This window comes from Halodurantibacterium daqingense (assembly GCF_042666235.1).
Taxonomy (GTDB): Bacteria; Pseudomonadota; Alphaproteobacteria; order Rhodobacterales; family Rhodobacteraceae; genus Halodurantibacterium; species Halodurantibacterium daqingensis.
Genome location: NZ_JBHTFQ010000001.1, coordinates 572,938 through 588,934, shown reverse-complemented (window position 1 = coordinate 588,934; position 15,997 = coordinate 572,938). Strand labels below are relative to the sequence as shown.

The 15,997-nt window shown below is 66.2% G+C and carries 13 protein-coding genes; 4 read left to right on the top strand and 9 right to left on the bottom strand.

The features are described 5' to 3' along the window. Positions 1–60 precede the first annotated feature (60 nt). Genes ACFQXB_RS02995 through ACFQXB_RS02980 form a run of 4 tightly spaced genes read left to right on the top strand, consistent with a single transcriptional unit; the run spans position 61 to position 4,359 of the window. Complete coding sequence (locus ACFQXB_RS02995) at positions 61–1,170, top strand: ABC transporter permease (protein ID WP_377398861.1); 1,110 nt, start codon at positions 61–63, stop codon at positions 1,168–1,170. After that, entirely contained in the window at positions 1,167–1,955 is a 789-nt protein-coding gene (locus ACFQXB_RS02990; protein WP_377398858.1) for an ABC transporter ATP-binding protein, read from the top strand. The genes ACFQXB_RS02995 and ACFQXB_RS02990 overlap by 4 nt, the downstream gene beginning before the upstream one ends. 2 nt (positions 1,956–1,957) lie before the next feature. Next, a complete protein-coding gene (locus ACFQXB_RS02985; protein ID WP_377398855.1) occupies positions 1,958–3,697 on the top strand; it encodes an MlaD family protein in 1,740 nt (579 codons plus the stop codon). A gap of 14 nt (positions 3,698–3,711) precedes the next feature. Continuing rightward, positions 3,712–4,359 carry an ABC-type transport auxiliary lipoprotein family protein gene (locus ACFQXB_RS02980; protein WP_377398852.1) on the top strand — a complete coding sequence of 216 codons (648 nt, stop codon included), beginning with the start codon at positions 3,712–3,714 and terminating at the stop codon, positions 4,357–4,359. Here ACFQXB_RS02980 and ACFQXB_RS02975 read toward each other — a convergent pair. The 9 genes from ACFQXB_RS02975 to ACFQXB_RS02935 all read right to left on the bottom strand — a co-directional run bounded on the left by ACFQXB_RS02975 (position 4,344) and on the right by ACFQXB_RS02935 (position 15,962). Further along, entirely contained in the window at positions 4,344–5,645 is a 1,302-nt protein-coding gene (locus tag ACFQXB_RS02975; protein ID WP_377398849.1) for a hypothetical protein, read from the bottom strand. The genes ACFQXB_RS02980 and ACFQXB_RS02975 overlap by 16 nt on opposite strands. Before the next feature lie 126 nt (positions 5,646–5,771). Continuing rightward, positions 5,772–6,362, bottom strand: a complete 591-nt coding sequence (locus ACFQXB_RS02970; protein WP_377398846.1) for an acetyltransferase — start codon at positions 6,360–6,362, stop codon at positions 5,772–5,774. Then, positions 6,359–7,504, bottom strand: coding sequence for a glycosyltransferase (locus tag ACFQXB_RS02965; RefSeq protein ID WP_377398843.1), 1,146 nt, complete (start codon positions 7,502–7,504; stop codon positions 6,359–6,361). Before ACFQXB_RS02965 ends, ACFQXB_RS02970 begins: the two co-directional genes overlap by 4 nt. Beyond that, complete coding sequence (locus ACFQXB_RS02960; RefSeq protein ID WP_377398841.1) at positions 7,501–9,849, bottom strand: glycosyltransferase; 2,349 nt, start codon at positions 9,847–9,849, stop codon at positions 7,501–7,503. Before ACFQXB_RS02960 ends, ACFQXB_RS02965 begins: the two co-directional genes overlap by 4 nt. 1 nt (position 9,850) lies before the next feature. Then, a complete protein-coding gene (locus ACFQXB_RS02955; RefSeq protein ID WP_377398838.1) occupies positions 9,851–11,293 on the bottom strand; it encodes a hypothetical protein in 1,443 nt (480 codons plus the stop codon). Then, positions 11,272–12,540 carry a WcaI family glycosyltransferase gene (locus ACFQXB_RS02950; protein ID WP_377398835.1) on the bottom strand — a complete coding sequence of 423 codons (1,269 nt, stop codon included), beginning with the start codon at positions 12,538–12,540 and terminating at the stop codon, positions 11,272–11,274. The genes ACFQXB_RS02955 and ACFQXB_RS02950 overlap by 22 nt, the downstream gene beginning before the upstream one ends. After that, positions 12,528–13,469 carry a GDP-L-fucose synthase family protein gene (locus tag ACFQXB_RS02945; RefSeq protein ID WP_377398832.1) on the bottom strand — a complete coding sequence of 314 codons (942 nt, stop codon included), beginning with the start codon at positions 13,467–13,469 and terminating at the stop codon, positions 12,528–12,530. Before ACFQXB_RS02945 ends, ACFQXB_RS02950 begins: the two co-directional genes overlap by 13 nt. Further along, positions 13,466–14,560: a GDP-mannose 4,6-dehydratase gene (gene gmd, locus ACFQXB_RS02940; RefSeq protein WP_377398829.1), complete on the bottom strand. Its 1,095-nt coding sequence runs from the start codon at positions 14,558–14,560 to the stop codon at positions 13,466–13,468. Before gmd ends, ACFQXB_RS02945 begins: the two co-directional genes overlap by 4 nt. Continuing rightward, a complete protein-coding gene (locus ACFQXB_RS02935; RefSeq protein WP_377399164.1) occupies positions 14,547–15,962 on the bottom strand; it encodes a mannose-1-phosphate guanylyltransferase/mannose-6-phosphate isomerase in 1,416 nt (471 codons plus the stop codon). The genes gmd and ACFQXB_RS02935 overlap by 14 nt, the downstream gene beginning before the upstream one ends. Positions 15,963–15,997: the final 35 nt, after the last annotated feature.

Here is a 15,997-nt window from a genome sequence, read left to right as displayed (position 1 = left end):
TCAGAAGCGGATAGATTGGGTGGACATGACCAACAGGCGGCCCCGGCCGCGGGGACGAACGTGCAGGCAGAAGACGGCTTCGACATCACGCAGACGGATCGGGGGATTGCGCTGACCGGTGCGCTCACGCTGCATGTCGCCTCGGCGCTGCACCGCGATCTTGCACGCACCCAGGCGGCCGAGATCGACTTGTCGGGCGTGACACGGATGGATACCGCCGGCGCCTACGTTCTGGCCGACCTGCGTCGCCGCCGCAGTGCCGATGGGACCGATCTGCACCTTGTGGGCCTTGGCGACCAGCGAGCCGCCCTTCTCGACACGGTCGCGGAAACCCTGCCCGATCAGACCGAACAGCCGCCGCGCCGCATGACGGCAACCGACCGTCTGGCAGCCCTGGGCGAGGCGATGGCCGGCGCGGCGCGGTACCAGATCGAACTGACGGCCTATCTCGGCATCTTCCTGGGGCGGCTTGTTCACAACCTGCTGCATCCGCGGGAATTGCGCATCACCTCGGTTGTCCATCATTGCCAGGAGGTCGGGCTGAAGGCCGTGCCCATCGTGGCCTTGATGGCCTTCCTGATCGGGGTGGTGCTGGCCTTCCAGGGCTCCGCCCAGTTGCGCCAGTTCGGCGCCGAGGTTTTCGTTGTCGACCTGATCGCGATCTCGATCCTGCGGGAACTGGGGATCCTGCTGACCGCGATCATCGTCGCGGGGCGCACCGCCTCGTCCTTCACCGCCGCGATCGGCGCGATGAAGATGCGCGAGGAAATCGACGCGATGCAGACGCTTGGCGTCAACCCCGCCGATGCGCTGATCGTGCCGCGCATTCTGGCCCTGCTGCTGATGCTGCCGATCCTGGGGCTGATCGCCAATGTCATGGGGATCTTCGGCGGCGCGCTGATGGCCTGGCTCGACATGGGCATTTCGCCCGGCATGTTCCGGGCGCGGCTGGTCGAGGATACGGATGTCTCGCATCTGCTGGTAGGCATGATCAAGGCGCCGGTCTTTGCGGTCATCATCGGCGTCGTCGGTTGCCAGGGCGGCATGAGCGTCAAGGGCGACACCGAATCCCTTGGCCGCAGGACATCGCAGTCGGTGGTCTCGGCCATCTTCACGGTGATCGTGGCGGATGCGCTGTTCTCGATCTTCTTCCAGAGGGTCGGAATGTGAGCGAGGATCTGGCCATCCGGGTGCGCGGGCTGGTGAACCGCTTTGGCCCCCATGTCGTCCACGACGGGCTGGACCTTGATGTGCGGCGCGGCGAGGTTCTGGGGATCGTCGGCGGATCGGGCACGGGGAAATCGGTTCTGCTTCGATCGATTGTCGGCCTGGTAAAGCCGGCCTCGGGCACGATCGAGGTGTTGGGCACCGACCTGCGCACCGCCGATCCCGAGACCCGCCGCGCCATCGAGTTGCGCTGGGGGGTGATGTTTCAGGACGGGGCCCTGTTTTCTTCGCTGACGGTGCGCGAAAATGTCGAGGTGCCGCTACGCGGCATCGAGGGGCTTGATCCAGACCTGCGCCGGGCGCTGGCCGACATGAAGATCGCCCTGGCCGGCCTGCCTGCCAAGGCCGCCGACAACTACCCGTCCGAGCTTTCGGGCGGGATGCGCAAGCGCGCGGGCCTTGCGCGCGCGCTTGCGCTTGATCCGGAAATCGTTTTCCTGGATGAACCCACGGCGGGGCTTGATCCGATCGGCGCCTCGGCCTTCGACGTTCTGATCCGTCAGCTCAGCCAGACGCTGGGGCTGACGGTATTTCTTGTGACTCACGATCTGGACACGCTGCACGCCTGCTGCGACCGGATCGCAGTGCTGGCCGAAAAGAAAGTGCTGGTGACGGGGACCATGGCCGATATGCTGCAGGTCGATCACCCTTGGGTCCACGAATATTTTCACGGGCCCCGCGCCCGCGCCGCACAGGATGCGCGCGAACCAGACGGAAGGGCAGGATAGCCATGGAAACACGCGCGAACTACGTTCTGATCGGGGCGTTCACGCTTGCCGGCTTTCTGGGCCTCTTGCTGTTCTTCATGTGGTTCGCCCGGTTCGAGCTGAACCGCCAGTTCGCCTATTATGACATCCGCTTCGAAACCGTTTCGGGCCTTGCCGCAGCGGGCACCGTGCGGTTTTCCGGGCTTCCTGTGGGTCAGGTCGTGTCGATGGGGCTTGATCCCAGCGGGGATGGCCGGGTGCGGGTGCGCATCGAGGTGGCTGCCGGAACCCCGGTGCGCGTCGACAGTATCGCGACGCTGGAATCTCAGGGTGTGACCGGCGTCTCCTATATCGCGATCACGCCTGGAAGCCCTGATGCGCCGCTCCTGTACGATGCAACAGATGAGGTGGTGCCGCTGATCCGGGCGGGACGTTCGGTGTTTCAGACCCTGACCGAGGATGCGCCCGATCTGATCGCCGAAGCCGTAGAGGTCATCCGGCAGGTGGGCGATCTTCTGGGGCAGGAAAACCAGCAGCGTGTCGCCAATATCCTGAGCAATCTGGAACAATCCTCCGGCGCGCTGGAGCAGGCGCTGGACGACTTTTCCGGAATCGCCGGCAGCATCTCGAGCGCGACGGGCGACATTGCCGATTTCACCTCGAACCTGAGCGAGATCGCCGAGGTCGCCACCACGACACTGCGCACGGCCGATACGGCACTCGAGGCATTCACCCGTTTTGCCGGCCGGGCCGAGGATACGCTGGATGCGGGCACGGGTGCGCTTGAGGCCGCCGAAGGGGCCTTCACCGAGGGCCAGCGCCTGATGCAGAACGATCTGCAGATCCTGATCGCCAACCTGAGCGAAGCTGCCGCCACGGTGCGCGGCGAAATTGCCCTGCTGTCAAGCGATGCGCGTGGAACGCTTGCCCAGTTCAGCGACGCCGGAGCCGCGGCGACGGCTCGGCTGAACCAGGCCGAGGCGACACTGAATGCCGCGAATGAAACGATCAGCGCCCTGAACCGGACGCTGGAAACCGTAGATGGCGCGGCGGCCCGGTTCGATACGCTGCTGGCAGACGAGGGCACCGCCCTTCTGAGCGAGGCGCGCGACGCGATCGCGGGCGCGAACACGCTGATGGACAACCTCGGCCGCATGGCGGAAACCGATCTGCCGCTGATCCTGTCGGATGTGCGCGCGACAAGTGAAACCGCGCGACAGGCGATCACCGATCTGAGCGCGGATCTTTCCGGTTTTACCGGCCGGCTTGATGGGCTTGCCGATGATGCCTCGGAGGCGTTCACCGTCGCAACCGAGACCTTTGCAAATGCGAATGAAACGCTTGTGGCGATTGAAACCGCGATGGCCGCGGCCGAAGAAACCCTTGCCACCGCCGATCAGGCCTTTTCCAGCGCCGACCGGGTGATCAACGACGAAGTGGGGGCGATTGCCGCTGATCTTCGCGCGACCCTGGCACGGATCGATGCCGCCGTTGCGCAGGTTGCCGATGATATTCCCGCCGCCACCGCAGATCTGCGGGCGATGCTGGCCCGCGCCAGCTCGACCATCGACGAGGTCTCGGGCGTGATCGTCACCTCAGGCGGCTCGATCCAGACCTTCGCCGCCACGGGCTTGCCGCAGTTCTCGCGGCTCGCCGAAGAGGCCCGTGGCCTTGTGCGCACGCTGGAACGTCTGACCAGCCAGATCGAGCGTGATCCTGCACGCTTCTTCCTGGGCCGCCAGACGCCCGAGTTCAGACGCTGAAAGGAATAGACGCCATGATGACCCGCTTTCTTCGTCCCCTTGCAGCGCTGGCGCTTGTGGCGCTGCTTCCGGCCTGTGCGGCGATCTCGGCCCTGGGTGACGCGGCCGAACCGCCCGATGTCTATGATCTGCGCCCGGCGCAGCTGGGCTTTGCGGCAAGTGGTGCCACGGGCCGCGACCTGGTGATCGAAGAGCCGAACGCGCGCGGGGCCCTGGATACCGACCGGATCCTGATCCGGCCCAATCCGCTGCAGGCCCAGTATCTGCCGAATGCACGCTGGTCCGATTCCACCCCCGCCATGGTGCAGACCCAGCTTCTGCGCGCCTTCGAGGATGCCGGCGCCTTGCGCTATGTCGGGCGCAGGCCGCTGGGCCTGTCGGGCGACTTTGCGTTGATCTCGGAGCTGACCGATTTCCAGGCCGAGTTGCAGCCGGACGGCCGCAGCGCGATGGTCCGCATCCGGCTTTCCGCGCGGCTTGTCCGGGAAGACGATGCCAGTATTCGCGGGGCGCGCGTGTTCGAGGCGACGGCCGCTGCCGCCTCGACGCAGACGCTGGACCTTGTCGCAGCCTTCGACGCGGCGGCCGGGCAGCTTGTTCCAGAGCTGACGGCCTGGGCCCTGCAGGCGATGGGGGTTGGCCTGCGTCAGGCGGTGCCCTGATCCGCCGCGGCCATCGCGGTCGCCACGACCGCGTAACCCGCATCGTTCAGGTGTATCGCATCCGACCGAAGCGACCGTGGGATGCGCCCTGCGGCGATATCGCTTGCGTCCCCCGCGGTGCCATCTCCGGCAGCCTGCAGCGCTCCGACAAGATTGACGAATCGCACCCCGTAGGCCGCAGCAAGATCCGCGTTCAGGGCCTGGATCATCGCCACGCCCGAAGCGGTGTCGTTCGCGCTGGGGAGTACTGCCCCCACCAGGAATCGTCCATGGCCGAGATGCGCAACCATGGCCGCTATATCGGCCTTGACGCGGGCGGGATCGGAGAAATTGTTGCGGCCGGCCCAGATCCAGGCGTCGTGATCGCGCAGGCTGACGGATTTCTCCGGCACGAACACGCTGTCTGCAGCAAGGGTGACCCTCGGCCCGGGGGTGCTGCGCGCGAAGGTCCAGTTACCGGCGGCATCGGTTGTGATCGTTCCGGAAACCCCGCCGATGCTGCCGTTGATACTGCCGCTGAAGGCGCCGCTGTTGGTCAGGACATTGACCGACTTGGCGCCCAGCCCCACCTGAGATCGGGTACTGATCCGCATGTCGCGGATGCGATAGGTGCCGACACGGGTATGGGGCATGACCAGCAGGCTGTTTGCGGTAGGTAAAAGGGCAGTGCCGACGGTGAAGGTCAGGCTCTTGCGTCCGCCAGATGAGAACCCGAGCGTCGCAGACCAGTCGCCCGAGGCATGGCCGGCCGAAGGGGCGTTGGCCAGCCCCACCTCGACCCAGCCACCGCCACCCAGATCGATGTCGAACTCTACCGTGCAGACAGTGCCTTGCGGCAGCGTTTCCCCCAGCCAGACCTGGGCCCCGGTCTGAGGTGTGCCCAGCGCCTCTATGACCAGGGCGCCGTTCTCGGTGCGAACCTGTGCCGGCGGGTTGGCGGCCGCCCTGCTCATCCAGCCCTGCAGCCCGCCAGAGAAATCCCATTCGCGCGCCAGCCGCAGAGGCAGCGGCCCCGTGGCAGTCACCAGGATCGGCACCGCGCCCTGTCGTGCCGCAATCTGCGTGGAGGTCTGGCCACCAATCCCTTCGTTGAGAATGGTACGCGGCGGCGTGAACAGACCGGAGGCGACAGCCGGATAACGTCGGCCCGCGCCCGTCACCCCGGCCCCTGCCGTCAGACTGTCTCCCCAGGCGACGACCGGTGGTTGCAGGTTACGGATGCGGTGCCGACGGCTCGCGGTTTGGACGGCAAGGCCGGTAAGGCTTGCACCGATTGCCAGAAACATGAGGGACCTCCGGTCGATGGGGAACTTCGCCCGGCCAGAGGCAGTTTGCGCCCCGTCTCCAGCCCGGCCATGGCGCCCAATCTGACGCAGAACCACTAACGGGCGCTTGTGCCACCGCATGGGTTGTTAATTATCTGGCAAGCTTTCGCGCCGACTCGGTCCGGTTCGACGGCGCAGCTGGCGGGCGGGGTTCCCGGCATGCACCGTCCAGTCTGGCAGATCGCGAAATGCAACGCCCCGCGCGCCCAGCACCGCCCCCTTGCCGACGATGACGCCCGGGCCTACGAAAGCCTCGGCACAGATCCACGCGTGATCGCCTATCCGGATCGGCTGTGTCACCAGCGCAAATCCGGGATCATCGACGTCGTGGCTGCCAGAGCAGAGATGCGCGCCTTGCGAGATGACGGCACGCCTCCCGATCTCGATACGGTCCATGCAATAGATCGTGCAGCGCGGCCCGATCACCGATTTCGCCCCCATCGACAGGTTGCGCGGCAACCAGATCCGCGCCGAAGCATAAACCACTGCATCCGGCGCCATCTCTGCGCCGAAGGCGCGCAGAATCAGGCGGCGCCAGCGCCATGCCGGCGGCGGCGTCCAGCGGGCGCACAGCATCCACACAAGCTGGAACAACGCGCGCGACAGCCTGTGCCGCAAGGTGAAGGTCGGCACGCCGCCAAACACGCCCGTGCCAGCATTGCGCAGCCCCTGGGTCATGCCCGCACCTCCGCCGCTTCCGCCAGCACCTCGGCCAGGGCATCGGCTGCGCGATGGATGTGAAACCGGCGCGCATGGCTTTGGCGCGCAGCGTGTCGCATGCCATTTCGGGCGTCAGGTTCCAGCGCGCGCCACCTTTCCAGCAACTGCTCCACACCAGCGGCGGTATCCGGCGCGACAAGGCCTGCCGCATCGGCCACGATCTCGCGCCAGATATTCACCTTGTCCGACAGAAGGACAGGTGTGCCACAGGCCAGCGCCTCGGCCACAGCGATTCCGAAGTTTTCCTGATGCGAGGGCAGGATGAACGCTTCGGCCCCGGCCAGGGCATCCCACTTGTCCTCACCAGTCAGCATCCCGGGCCAATGCACGCGCCCTGCAAGGCCCAGTGCTGTGGCCTGCTGCTGCAACTTCCGAATCAATCCGGCCTCGCCTTCGGGGCCGGCCATCACAAGCTCCAGCCCTGCACCTGCACGCGCAAAACCCTGGAGCAGAAGATCGCAACCTTTCTTGGAATGCACGCGCCCCATGAACAGCAGATACCGGCCCAGCGCGGGAAGACGCCTGCGAAGCCGCACCCCCGCAGACGGCCGTGCCGTTGGCCCCGCCGCGCCATAGGGAATCACCTGCGCCGGATATCCCGGGCCGAGAAACACCCCCTCTGCATCCAGACGTTCCTGTTCCGAGGTGAACAGGACCGCATGAGCCCGCGCCAGAACCCGCCCCTGCCCCGCCCACCATAACACCTGTTTGGCAAGATGCTTGGCCGGGTGGGCGCGTCTGAACCACGGGTCCATCATCCCGTGCGGAAAGACGACATGCGGCAGCCCCGCCTGGATCACCGCTGCGCCCCCGCCCACCGAGGCATGGTTCCAAAGCCCGTGCACCACCGCAACGTCGAACCGTCCGGCATTCATCGCGATCCAGCGCCCCACGGAGCGAGTGTATCCGTATTTGCGCGCCACCGGCCCCATGCCATGCACCGGAACCGCAGAAGGGCCGGCAAAGACACCGGGCGGATCAAGGCAGATCACCTCGGTTTCGTGGCTCAGCGCCGTCAGCCTTTCGGTACTGCGGCAAAGCCCCTCCACCGGGCCGCCCTGCCGTGGATCCATGCTGGCAATGATGCGCAGAAGTTTCATCCGCCCTCCTTCAGAAGCTGTCGCAGATTCTTGTCCAGATTCTCGCCCAGATAGGTGCCGCGGATCTTCCTCAGACCGGCATGGGCCAGGCGCCGCGCGCAGGCGTGATCCTGCGCCAGCCGCCTCATGCAGGCAGCGAGCTGTGCGGTATCTGCCGGGTCGACGATCAGCCCGTCGCGACCATCGTGCACGATCTCGGGTGCCGCGCCGGCGTTGCTGCAGATCACCGGCAGGCCATGCGCCCAGGCCTCGAGATAGACGATCCCGAAGCCTTCCTTGCTGGACGGCAGAACGAAGGCCTGTGCCGCATCGTAAAGCTCGGCGAGCCGCGCGTCGGGGACGCGGCCATGAAAACACACCCGCGCCGATAGTCCGAGATCCTGCGCCAGCCGTTCAAGCCCGGGCCGAAGCGGGCCGTCGCCGACGATCTCCAGCTTTCCCTCGGGCAGAAGCGCCAGAGCGCGCAGCACCTGATCCACGTGTTTTTCCCGATCATGCGCGCCCAGCCGCGTCACCGTCAGGAAGCCGTCGCGGCCTTCCTTTTCCGGCCTCGGGACATCAGGCAGATCGATCGTATTGGGGAAGATCCGGAACCGGCCCGGCGCCAGCCCATAGGCCTGGGCCATGCGCCCAGCGGTGTGGTGGCTTACGGCCGCAATATGGGTCACGCTGCGCAGCATGAGGCCTTCGCCGAAGCGCCGGCGGCGAAAGGCGGGTTCGCCCCAGACCTCGACGCCGTGGGCGAACAGAACCAGCCGAAGACCCGGGCGCAGGCGCTTGGCAAGCCAGGCCAGCGGCAGAAGGTTGACATGACCGATCAGAAGCACATCGCTTTTTGCCGCGCAGGCAAGGAAGGTCAGGAGCGTGCCCGGACGCAGGGTCCGCGCCAGGGGGCGCAGATGCGGGGGGATGTCCTCTGCCCTGTCGCCACGCAGAAACAGGCGCAGATGCCAGGCCTCGGCTTCGGCCTGACGCATCAGGCTGGTGACCAGTCTCTGGTTGAAGCGTTGCAGACCGCCGGTTCCGGAATAGGTCGAAAGGGCAAGGAACAGGATCCGCAACCCTCGGTCAGGCGTCAGCCCGCGGCCCGTGCTGCGCAACGCAACAACCGCCGGAAGGACGGTGGCCATATGCGCCACCAGAACCAGCAGGGCCAGTCGGACGGGCTGCGGATCAACGACGGCGATGGCCATCGCCAGCAGTGCCGCGGTCAGAAACCACCGCGCAACATGACGATGGGCGTTGACGGCCGCCACTGCTGAAAAGGCGGTCGTCCAGCCGATCTCGGCCACCACCGCCGCAACCAGAAGGCCGGCAAGCCACGGCTCGGCAACAAGCGTGCCCCGCGACAGATAGGCCACGCCCGCCGGAAGCACCACCGGCGCAAGGAAAAGATAGAGCGCGGTCCCGGCAAAGGCGGCCTGCAGGTGCCGCCGCGTCAGCGTCTGAAAGCGCGCTGCATCCCTTTGCCCGAAGGCGCGGCTGTATTCGGGTGTGAAGGCCTGCACCAGCATGTTGCCCCCGGCGATTCCCAGCCGCGCGACGGTCCGGGTCACCGAATAAAGCGCAATCACCGCGGGCTGGGCCACTGCCCCCAGCAGGATCACCGGGGCGTGCAGCAGAAGCGCATGCCCCAGCGGCACCGCCATATAGCTCAGCGAAGGGCCGGCAAGGGCGCGCAACTGTTCGGCCTGCGCCTGACGGACCCCCAGCCGAAGCCAAGGCGCCACCTGCCGGAGCCAAAGCCGTGTCACCACCAGAGCGCCCACGCGGGCAAGAAAGCCCGCAACTGCCGCCGGGACAAGCCCCGCCCCGGTCAGCGCCGCCGTCAGAACCGCCGCCGCCTCGGCCAGCCGTGCCGTGGCGGCAAGGCCCGCTTCGGTTGCCGCACGCCCTTCGCAGCGCAATCCGGCGCAGGACAGAAGGAAGAACTGGTAAAGCAACACCCCGCCGATCTGAAGCGTCAGAACCTGCCGGGCCGTGGCTTCGGAGTCTGCGCCCAGGTTGAACAGGGCGGCAAGCGGCAACAACCAGACCAGCGGCAGAAGCGCCGCCAGCAGCGCCCCGGACACCAGCAGAAGCAGCAGGAAAACGCTTTGATAGACGCGCTGCGCCCCGTCGCGGTCTCCGCGGGCAACCTGCATCGACATCTCGTTCTTGGCGACGAAGGTGAACCCGAAGTCGCAGAAGGCAAGGTAGGCGGGCACTGCCGTCAGCAGCAACCAGACGCCATAACGCTCAAGCCCCCAGGCCCCGATCAGCAGCGGCACGCTGCCCAGTTGAACGGCAAGCGTGACCCCCTGGCTGTACCCCTGCGCGGTCATGTTGCGGCCAAGCGCGCCCATTTCACGCCCCGGCGCTTTGCGGGACCCGAAGCCTCTGGGGGCCACGCCGCGCCAGAAGCCACAGGACGATCAGCATCAACACGAACGGGCGCAACGCAAAAACCGCCAGGGCATCAAAGGTCATCTCTGGCAGGATCCATCCTTGGGCCAACAGGAAGATGCCGATCGCCCGATGCGCAAGCGGCCCGAAGATCAGGTTACCGGTCAGCATCAGCGGAAAGGCGATCAGAACCGGCAGCAGCACCACGCCCCACATCCCCGCCGCCGCCAGCGCGCTGGCGGTAAAGCCGATGACCGGCCGGGCCGCGTTTCCGTATTGCCGGATCCCGTGTTCCCAGGCGACCAGATCCGCGCCGACCGCGTTGGTTTTCTGGATGAAGAGCGAAGGCAGAACCCCTTCCGCGATTTCCCGCAGAAAAGGCGTCAGGCCGATCGGCCCGTTCTGCGCCAATCCCCGCAGCACCTGATCAATGGGCAGGATCAGCATGAAACGGTCAAGGCTGCGGGTGCTGGGCCAGATATAGCTGCCGTTTTCCGACCAGGCATAGCCAAAGCCTGTCAGGAACTGGGCCTCGGCCAGCCGCAGGGCGCCGGGGCTGAACCGATGGTCCACAAGGATGTTAAAGGCAAGCTCCAGCCGACCGACGAGGCCCAGCCCGGCGGTCTGCCCGCGCATCAGATGAATCAGCGGCGCCACATAAAGCAGAAGAACCGCCCCGGCCACCGCAGCGCCAATCGCCATTGGCAAGCCGGGACGCTGGCGATAGATCAACAGCCCCGCCGCAAGAACCAGCACGAATTCCGCGAATTCGCGCCGCGTGTTGCTGGCAAGCGCCATCAGCAACAACGCGGCCCCCGCCGCAGCCAGCACCGCCCGCCCGCCCTGCCCGCGCATCGTCCGCGACACCCCAAGCGCCAGGGCAAGGATCAGCAGGAAGGTAAAGCTGCCAAAGCCGCCAAACCCCGGCCCCTGCTGCAGCACCGCGTCAACCATTCTGGGCCTCAGCGCCACATGAAGGCCAAGAATCAGAAGCCCCGACCCGAGCAGCGGCAGGAACAGGCGGCCCTGCAGCTCGGGGTTTTCGTAACAATCCGTCAAGGGAAACCGGGCACGGCCACGCGCGACAGTCCGCGCCGCAGCCGCCAGGCACCAGAGCACCAGAAAACCCGACAGCATGACGCCCGCGGCTTCCTGCGGGTGGTGCAGGTTCGTTTGCAGCGGCTGTCCCAGCGCGCCCTTGATGATCAGGGGCAGGAACCCGGAGTATAGCGCGCCCCCCGCCACCAGCAGATCACCGAACCACAGTCGCCCCGCCACCAGCCGATAGAACCCGAGCATCGAGATCAGGGCCATCACTGCCAGCATGAACGGATCAGAGCCGAGCCCGATGTGCCATGCGACCAGAAGGCCACAGGCGATTGTCAGTGCCCCTGGCCCTGCCACGACCGCCCTCCCGCCTCTGGCGCATGTTGGGCAAGAAGCGCTTCGGCATCCGCTTCGAAGCTGTCCAGAAGGCGCACACCATCCCAGCGCTCCTCGGCTCGGGCACGCGCCGCCTTGCCCAGCCGGGCGCAGAGCGCTGGATCCATGACCAGATCGCGTATGGCCTGCGCAAAGCCCTCCGGGTCTCCGGGCGCGGCAAGAAGGCCACAGCCGCTCACCTCGGAGGCAAGGGCAGTTCCGGGCGCAGCCGTTGCCACCACCGGCCGGCCCGAAGCCAGCATGTTGGTCAGCTTCGAAGGCAGCACAAGATCGGCAGCGCCCGCGCTTTGCGGCAGCAGATGCACCGTTGCCAGCGACAACAGGACCCCCAGACGATCCTTCGGCTGCAGCGGCTGGAACACGACGTTCAGACCTTGGCACAGGTGCTTCAACCGGGGCAGGAAGGGGCCGTCGCCGCAGACCAAGAAGGTCAGATCCACGCAGTCGCCAAGCCGCTGCGCCGCATCGGCAAGGAGCTCCAGCCCCTGCTTGTTGGCGATGTTGCCAGAGTAGAGCGCCACGTACCGGGTTCCGACCCCCAGCGACTGCGCAAGGCTCTGGTCGCGGGGCTGAGGTGTGACAGTTGCAAGATCTGCCCAGTTCCGAAGCTCTCGCAGCCGATCCGGCGCCACACCCTTGGCCTGCAACCGATGCAACATGGGCACGGAGATGGTGCTGACCCTGTCGAAGCGCCGCAGGATCCAGCCTTCATAGCCGCGCGCCAGCCGCGCGATCCAGCCGTTTCCGGGAAGCAAGCCTGTCGCAAAGGCCGCATCGACCTCAAGGTCCTGCACATGCAGCCAGGTCCGCGCCCCTGCCAGCCGCGCCATCAGAATCCCGGGCAGGGCCGAGATCAGCGACGGCGCGATCACCAGAACCAGATCGGGCCGCCGGCGCAGGATGGCCCCCACAAGGGCCGGCAGGGCCGCTGCCGCGAAGCTTGCATGGTGCAACAGGCGACGCGCGCCGCTGGGCCGCGCCGGAACATACAGCGGACAGCGCAAGATGCGCAGGCCGCCGCCGTCGCTTTGGCTGTATCGCCAGCGGGGATACCCCTGGAACACCTTCCAGCCGGGATAATAGGGCTGCGCCGTGACCACCTGCACCTCGTGCCCCCGGCGGGCCATTCCTTCAGCCATGTCGGCGGTATAGCGGCCAATGCCGATCATCTCGGGCGCGTAGTTCAGGCCAAGGATCAGCAGCCGCATTCTTTTGCCCGCCAGGCGGCATATGTCTGCGCGATCCCCACCTCAAGCCCGCGCGCCCCGGACCAGCCCAACCCCTCGATCAGGCTGCAATCAAGGCGCTTGCGCGGCGTTCCGTCAGGCCTGCTTGTGTCGAACCGCAGCCGCGCCTCGCAGCCCACGATCCGCGCGATGATCCCGGCAAGTTCCCGGATCGACACTTCATGCCCCGAGCCGATGTTCACCGGCACCGCGCCGGAATAGTGGCGCATCAGGAACACCAACGCATCGGCAAGGTCATCGACATGCAGGAACTCGCGCAGCGGCGTTCCGCTGCCCCAGATGGTCACCTCGCTTGCGCCCGAGATTAGCGCTTCGTGAAACCGCCGCAGCAGGGCCGCAAGAACATGGCTGCTGTCCGGGTCGTAATTGTCCCCGGGGCCATAAAGATTCGTGGGCTGCGCCGAGATGAAATCCGCCCCATGCTGCCGCCGATAGCTTTCACACAGCTTGATGCCGGCGATCTTGGCGATCGCATAGGCTTCGTTGGTCGGTTCAAGCGGGCCGGTCAGAAGCGCGCTTTCCGGGATCGGCTGCGGCGCAAGCCGCGGATAGATGCAGGACGAGCCGAGAAACAACAGCTTTTCCACCCCTGATGCGTGGGCCGCGTGGATCACGTTCGCCGCGATCATCAGGTTGTCATAGAGAAAATCGGCAGGCCGCGTCGCGTTGGCAAGGATCCCCCCCACCCGGGCGGCGGCAAGAAAAACCACTTGCGGACGTTCGCGGCCTATCCAGCCCCGGACCGCCGCAGGATCGGTCAGATCGCAGTCCGCGCGGGTCGCCGTCAGCAGGGTGACCTCTTCGCGCGCCAGCCGCCGCACCAGTGCTGCCCCGACCATGCCGCGGTGCCCGGCAACCCAGATCCGCTTGCCGGTCAGATCGAAGGTCATTCGAACCGGTCCCGGCGCGCAGCCTCCTGCCGAACCGCGTCCAGATCACTGGCGACCATTTCCGCGATCAGCGATGGCAGGGTCGCGCTTGGCTCCCATCCCAACCGTTTGCGTGCCTTGCTTGCATCTCCGACCAGCAGGTCAACCTCGGTCGGGCGGAAATAGCGCGGATCCACCTCCACCAGAACCCGCCCGGTCGTGGCGTCAAGGCCGCGTTCCTCCACCCCGCTGCCACGCCATTCGATCGCCATGCCCACGACGGCAAAGGCCGCTTCGACAAAGGCGCGCACGCTTTCGCTTTCGCCGGTCGCCAGGACATAGTCATCGGGCTGATCCTGCTGAACGATGCGCCACATCCCCTCGACATAGTCGCGCGCATGTCCCCAGTCGCGGCGGGCATCCAGATTGCCCAGATAAAGCCGCTCCTGAAATCCCAGGCTGATGGCCGCCACGGCACGGGTGATCTTGCGCGTCACGAAGGTTTCGCCCCGCAAGGGACTTTCGTGGTTGAACAGGATCCCGTTGGAGGCGTGCATGCCATAGGCTTCGCGGTAGTTCACGGTGATCCAGTAGGCGTAAAGCTTGGCCACCGCATAGGGCGAGCGGGGATAGAATGGCGTCGTTTCGCATTGCGGCACCGCCTGCACCATTCCGTACAGCTCGGAGGTTGAGGCCTGGTAGAAGCGCGTCTGCCCCTCGAGCTTGAGGATCCGCAGCGCCTCCAGAAGCCGCAGCGTGCCCAGCCCGTCGGCATTGGCGGTATATTCCGGCGTCTCGAACGACACCTGGACATGGGACTGCGCGGCAAGGTTATAGATCTCGTGCGGCTGCACCTCCTGCACCAGCCGGATCAGGTTGGTGCTGTCGGTCATGTCGCCGTAATGCAGGCGAAACCGCACATCGGGTTCGTGCGGATCCTGATAAAGATGGTCGATCCTGGCCGAGTTGAACGACGAAGCACGCCGCTTGACGCCGTGAACCTCATAACCCTTCTGCAGCAGCAGCTCGGCCAGATAGGCCCCATCCTGACCGGTGACACCGGTAATCAGCGCGCGTTTTCCCTGCCCCGGGGGCGCTTCAGGGACGTGCATAGACATCCTCGTACCGCGTGATGTCATCCTCGCCCAGATAGCTGCCGGTCTGCACCTCGATCAGCACCATTGGCAGCTTGCCGGGATTTTCCAGGCGATGCACCGCGCCCAGGGGGATATAGACCGATTCGTTTTCGCTCAGCAGGCGTTCTTCGCCGTTCAGGGTGATCCGCGCTGTCCCGCAGACAACCACCCAGTGTTCGGAACGGTGCATGTGGCTTTGCAGGCTCAGCACCCCGCCCGGACGCACCACGATCCGCTTGACCTGGAACCGGTCGGCGGCGGCAAGGGTTTCGAACCACCCCCAAGGTCGGTGGTCGCGCGCAAACGCCTCGGCTTGGCGCGCGCCCTTTTCGCGCAGCGCCGTAACAGCCAGCTTGACCTCCTGGCCCCGGGAGCGGTCTGCGATCAACACCGCATCGGGCATCGCCACGGCGATCATGTCGCGCAGGCCGATGCCCACCAGTTCCAGCCCTTCCGACTCGGACCGAAGCAGGCTGTTCCTGCAATCGATGGCCGTCACCGGACCCAAGACGGCCATGCCGTCGGCATCTGGCGACATCTCGCGCCAGATCGCGTCCCAGCCGCCCAAGTCCGACCAGCCACCACTGAAGGGCACCACCGACAGGTTGCCTGCCCGCTCCATCACCGCATAGTCGATCGAGATATCTTCGGCCCCCGCCCAGGCGTCGGGGTCAAGGCGCAGGAAGCCAAGATCCGGGCGCGCGCGCTCGACGGCGGCCGCGACCGGTTCCAGCAGTGCAGGACAATGGGCCTCGAAGGCCTCCAACAGGACCCGAGCCGAGAACAGGAATATCCCCGCGTTCCAAAGATAGCTGCCTGCCGCCAGCATCGCAGCGGCCTGCGCCGCATCCGGCTTTTCCACGAAACGGCGCAGCGGCACCGGGGAACCGGGCGCCGGATCCTCGCCAAGTTCAAGCCAGCCATAGCCGGTTTCGGCATGGGTGGGCCGGATGCCGAAGGTGACGATCCGCCCCGCCCGGGCAGCGGGAACAGCTGTCGCCACCGCCGCACGAAAGGCCTCCGGGTCGGGCATGACATGGTCCGAAGGCGCAACCAGCATCAACGCATCGGGGTCCGTCCGGGACATGTGCAGCGCCGCGGCCAGAATGGCGGGACCGGTGTTGCGCGCCGAGGGCTCGATGAGAATCGTCCCCGGATCCACCCCGGCCTCGAGCAGCTGTTCACCCACGACAAAGCGGAAATCGCTGCCGGTAACAACGACCGGCGCGCCGAAACCCACGCTGGCAAGCCGTTGCGCCGACGCCTGGAACAGGCTCTGGTTTCCGATCAGACGTGTGAACTGCTTGGGATAGCTTTTGCGCGAGACGGGCCAAAGCCGTGTCCCCGACCCACCGCAAAGCAAGACTGGCGTGATCATCATCAGGTTCTCCCGCAGGCCCAGGGAACAGGGCA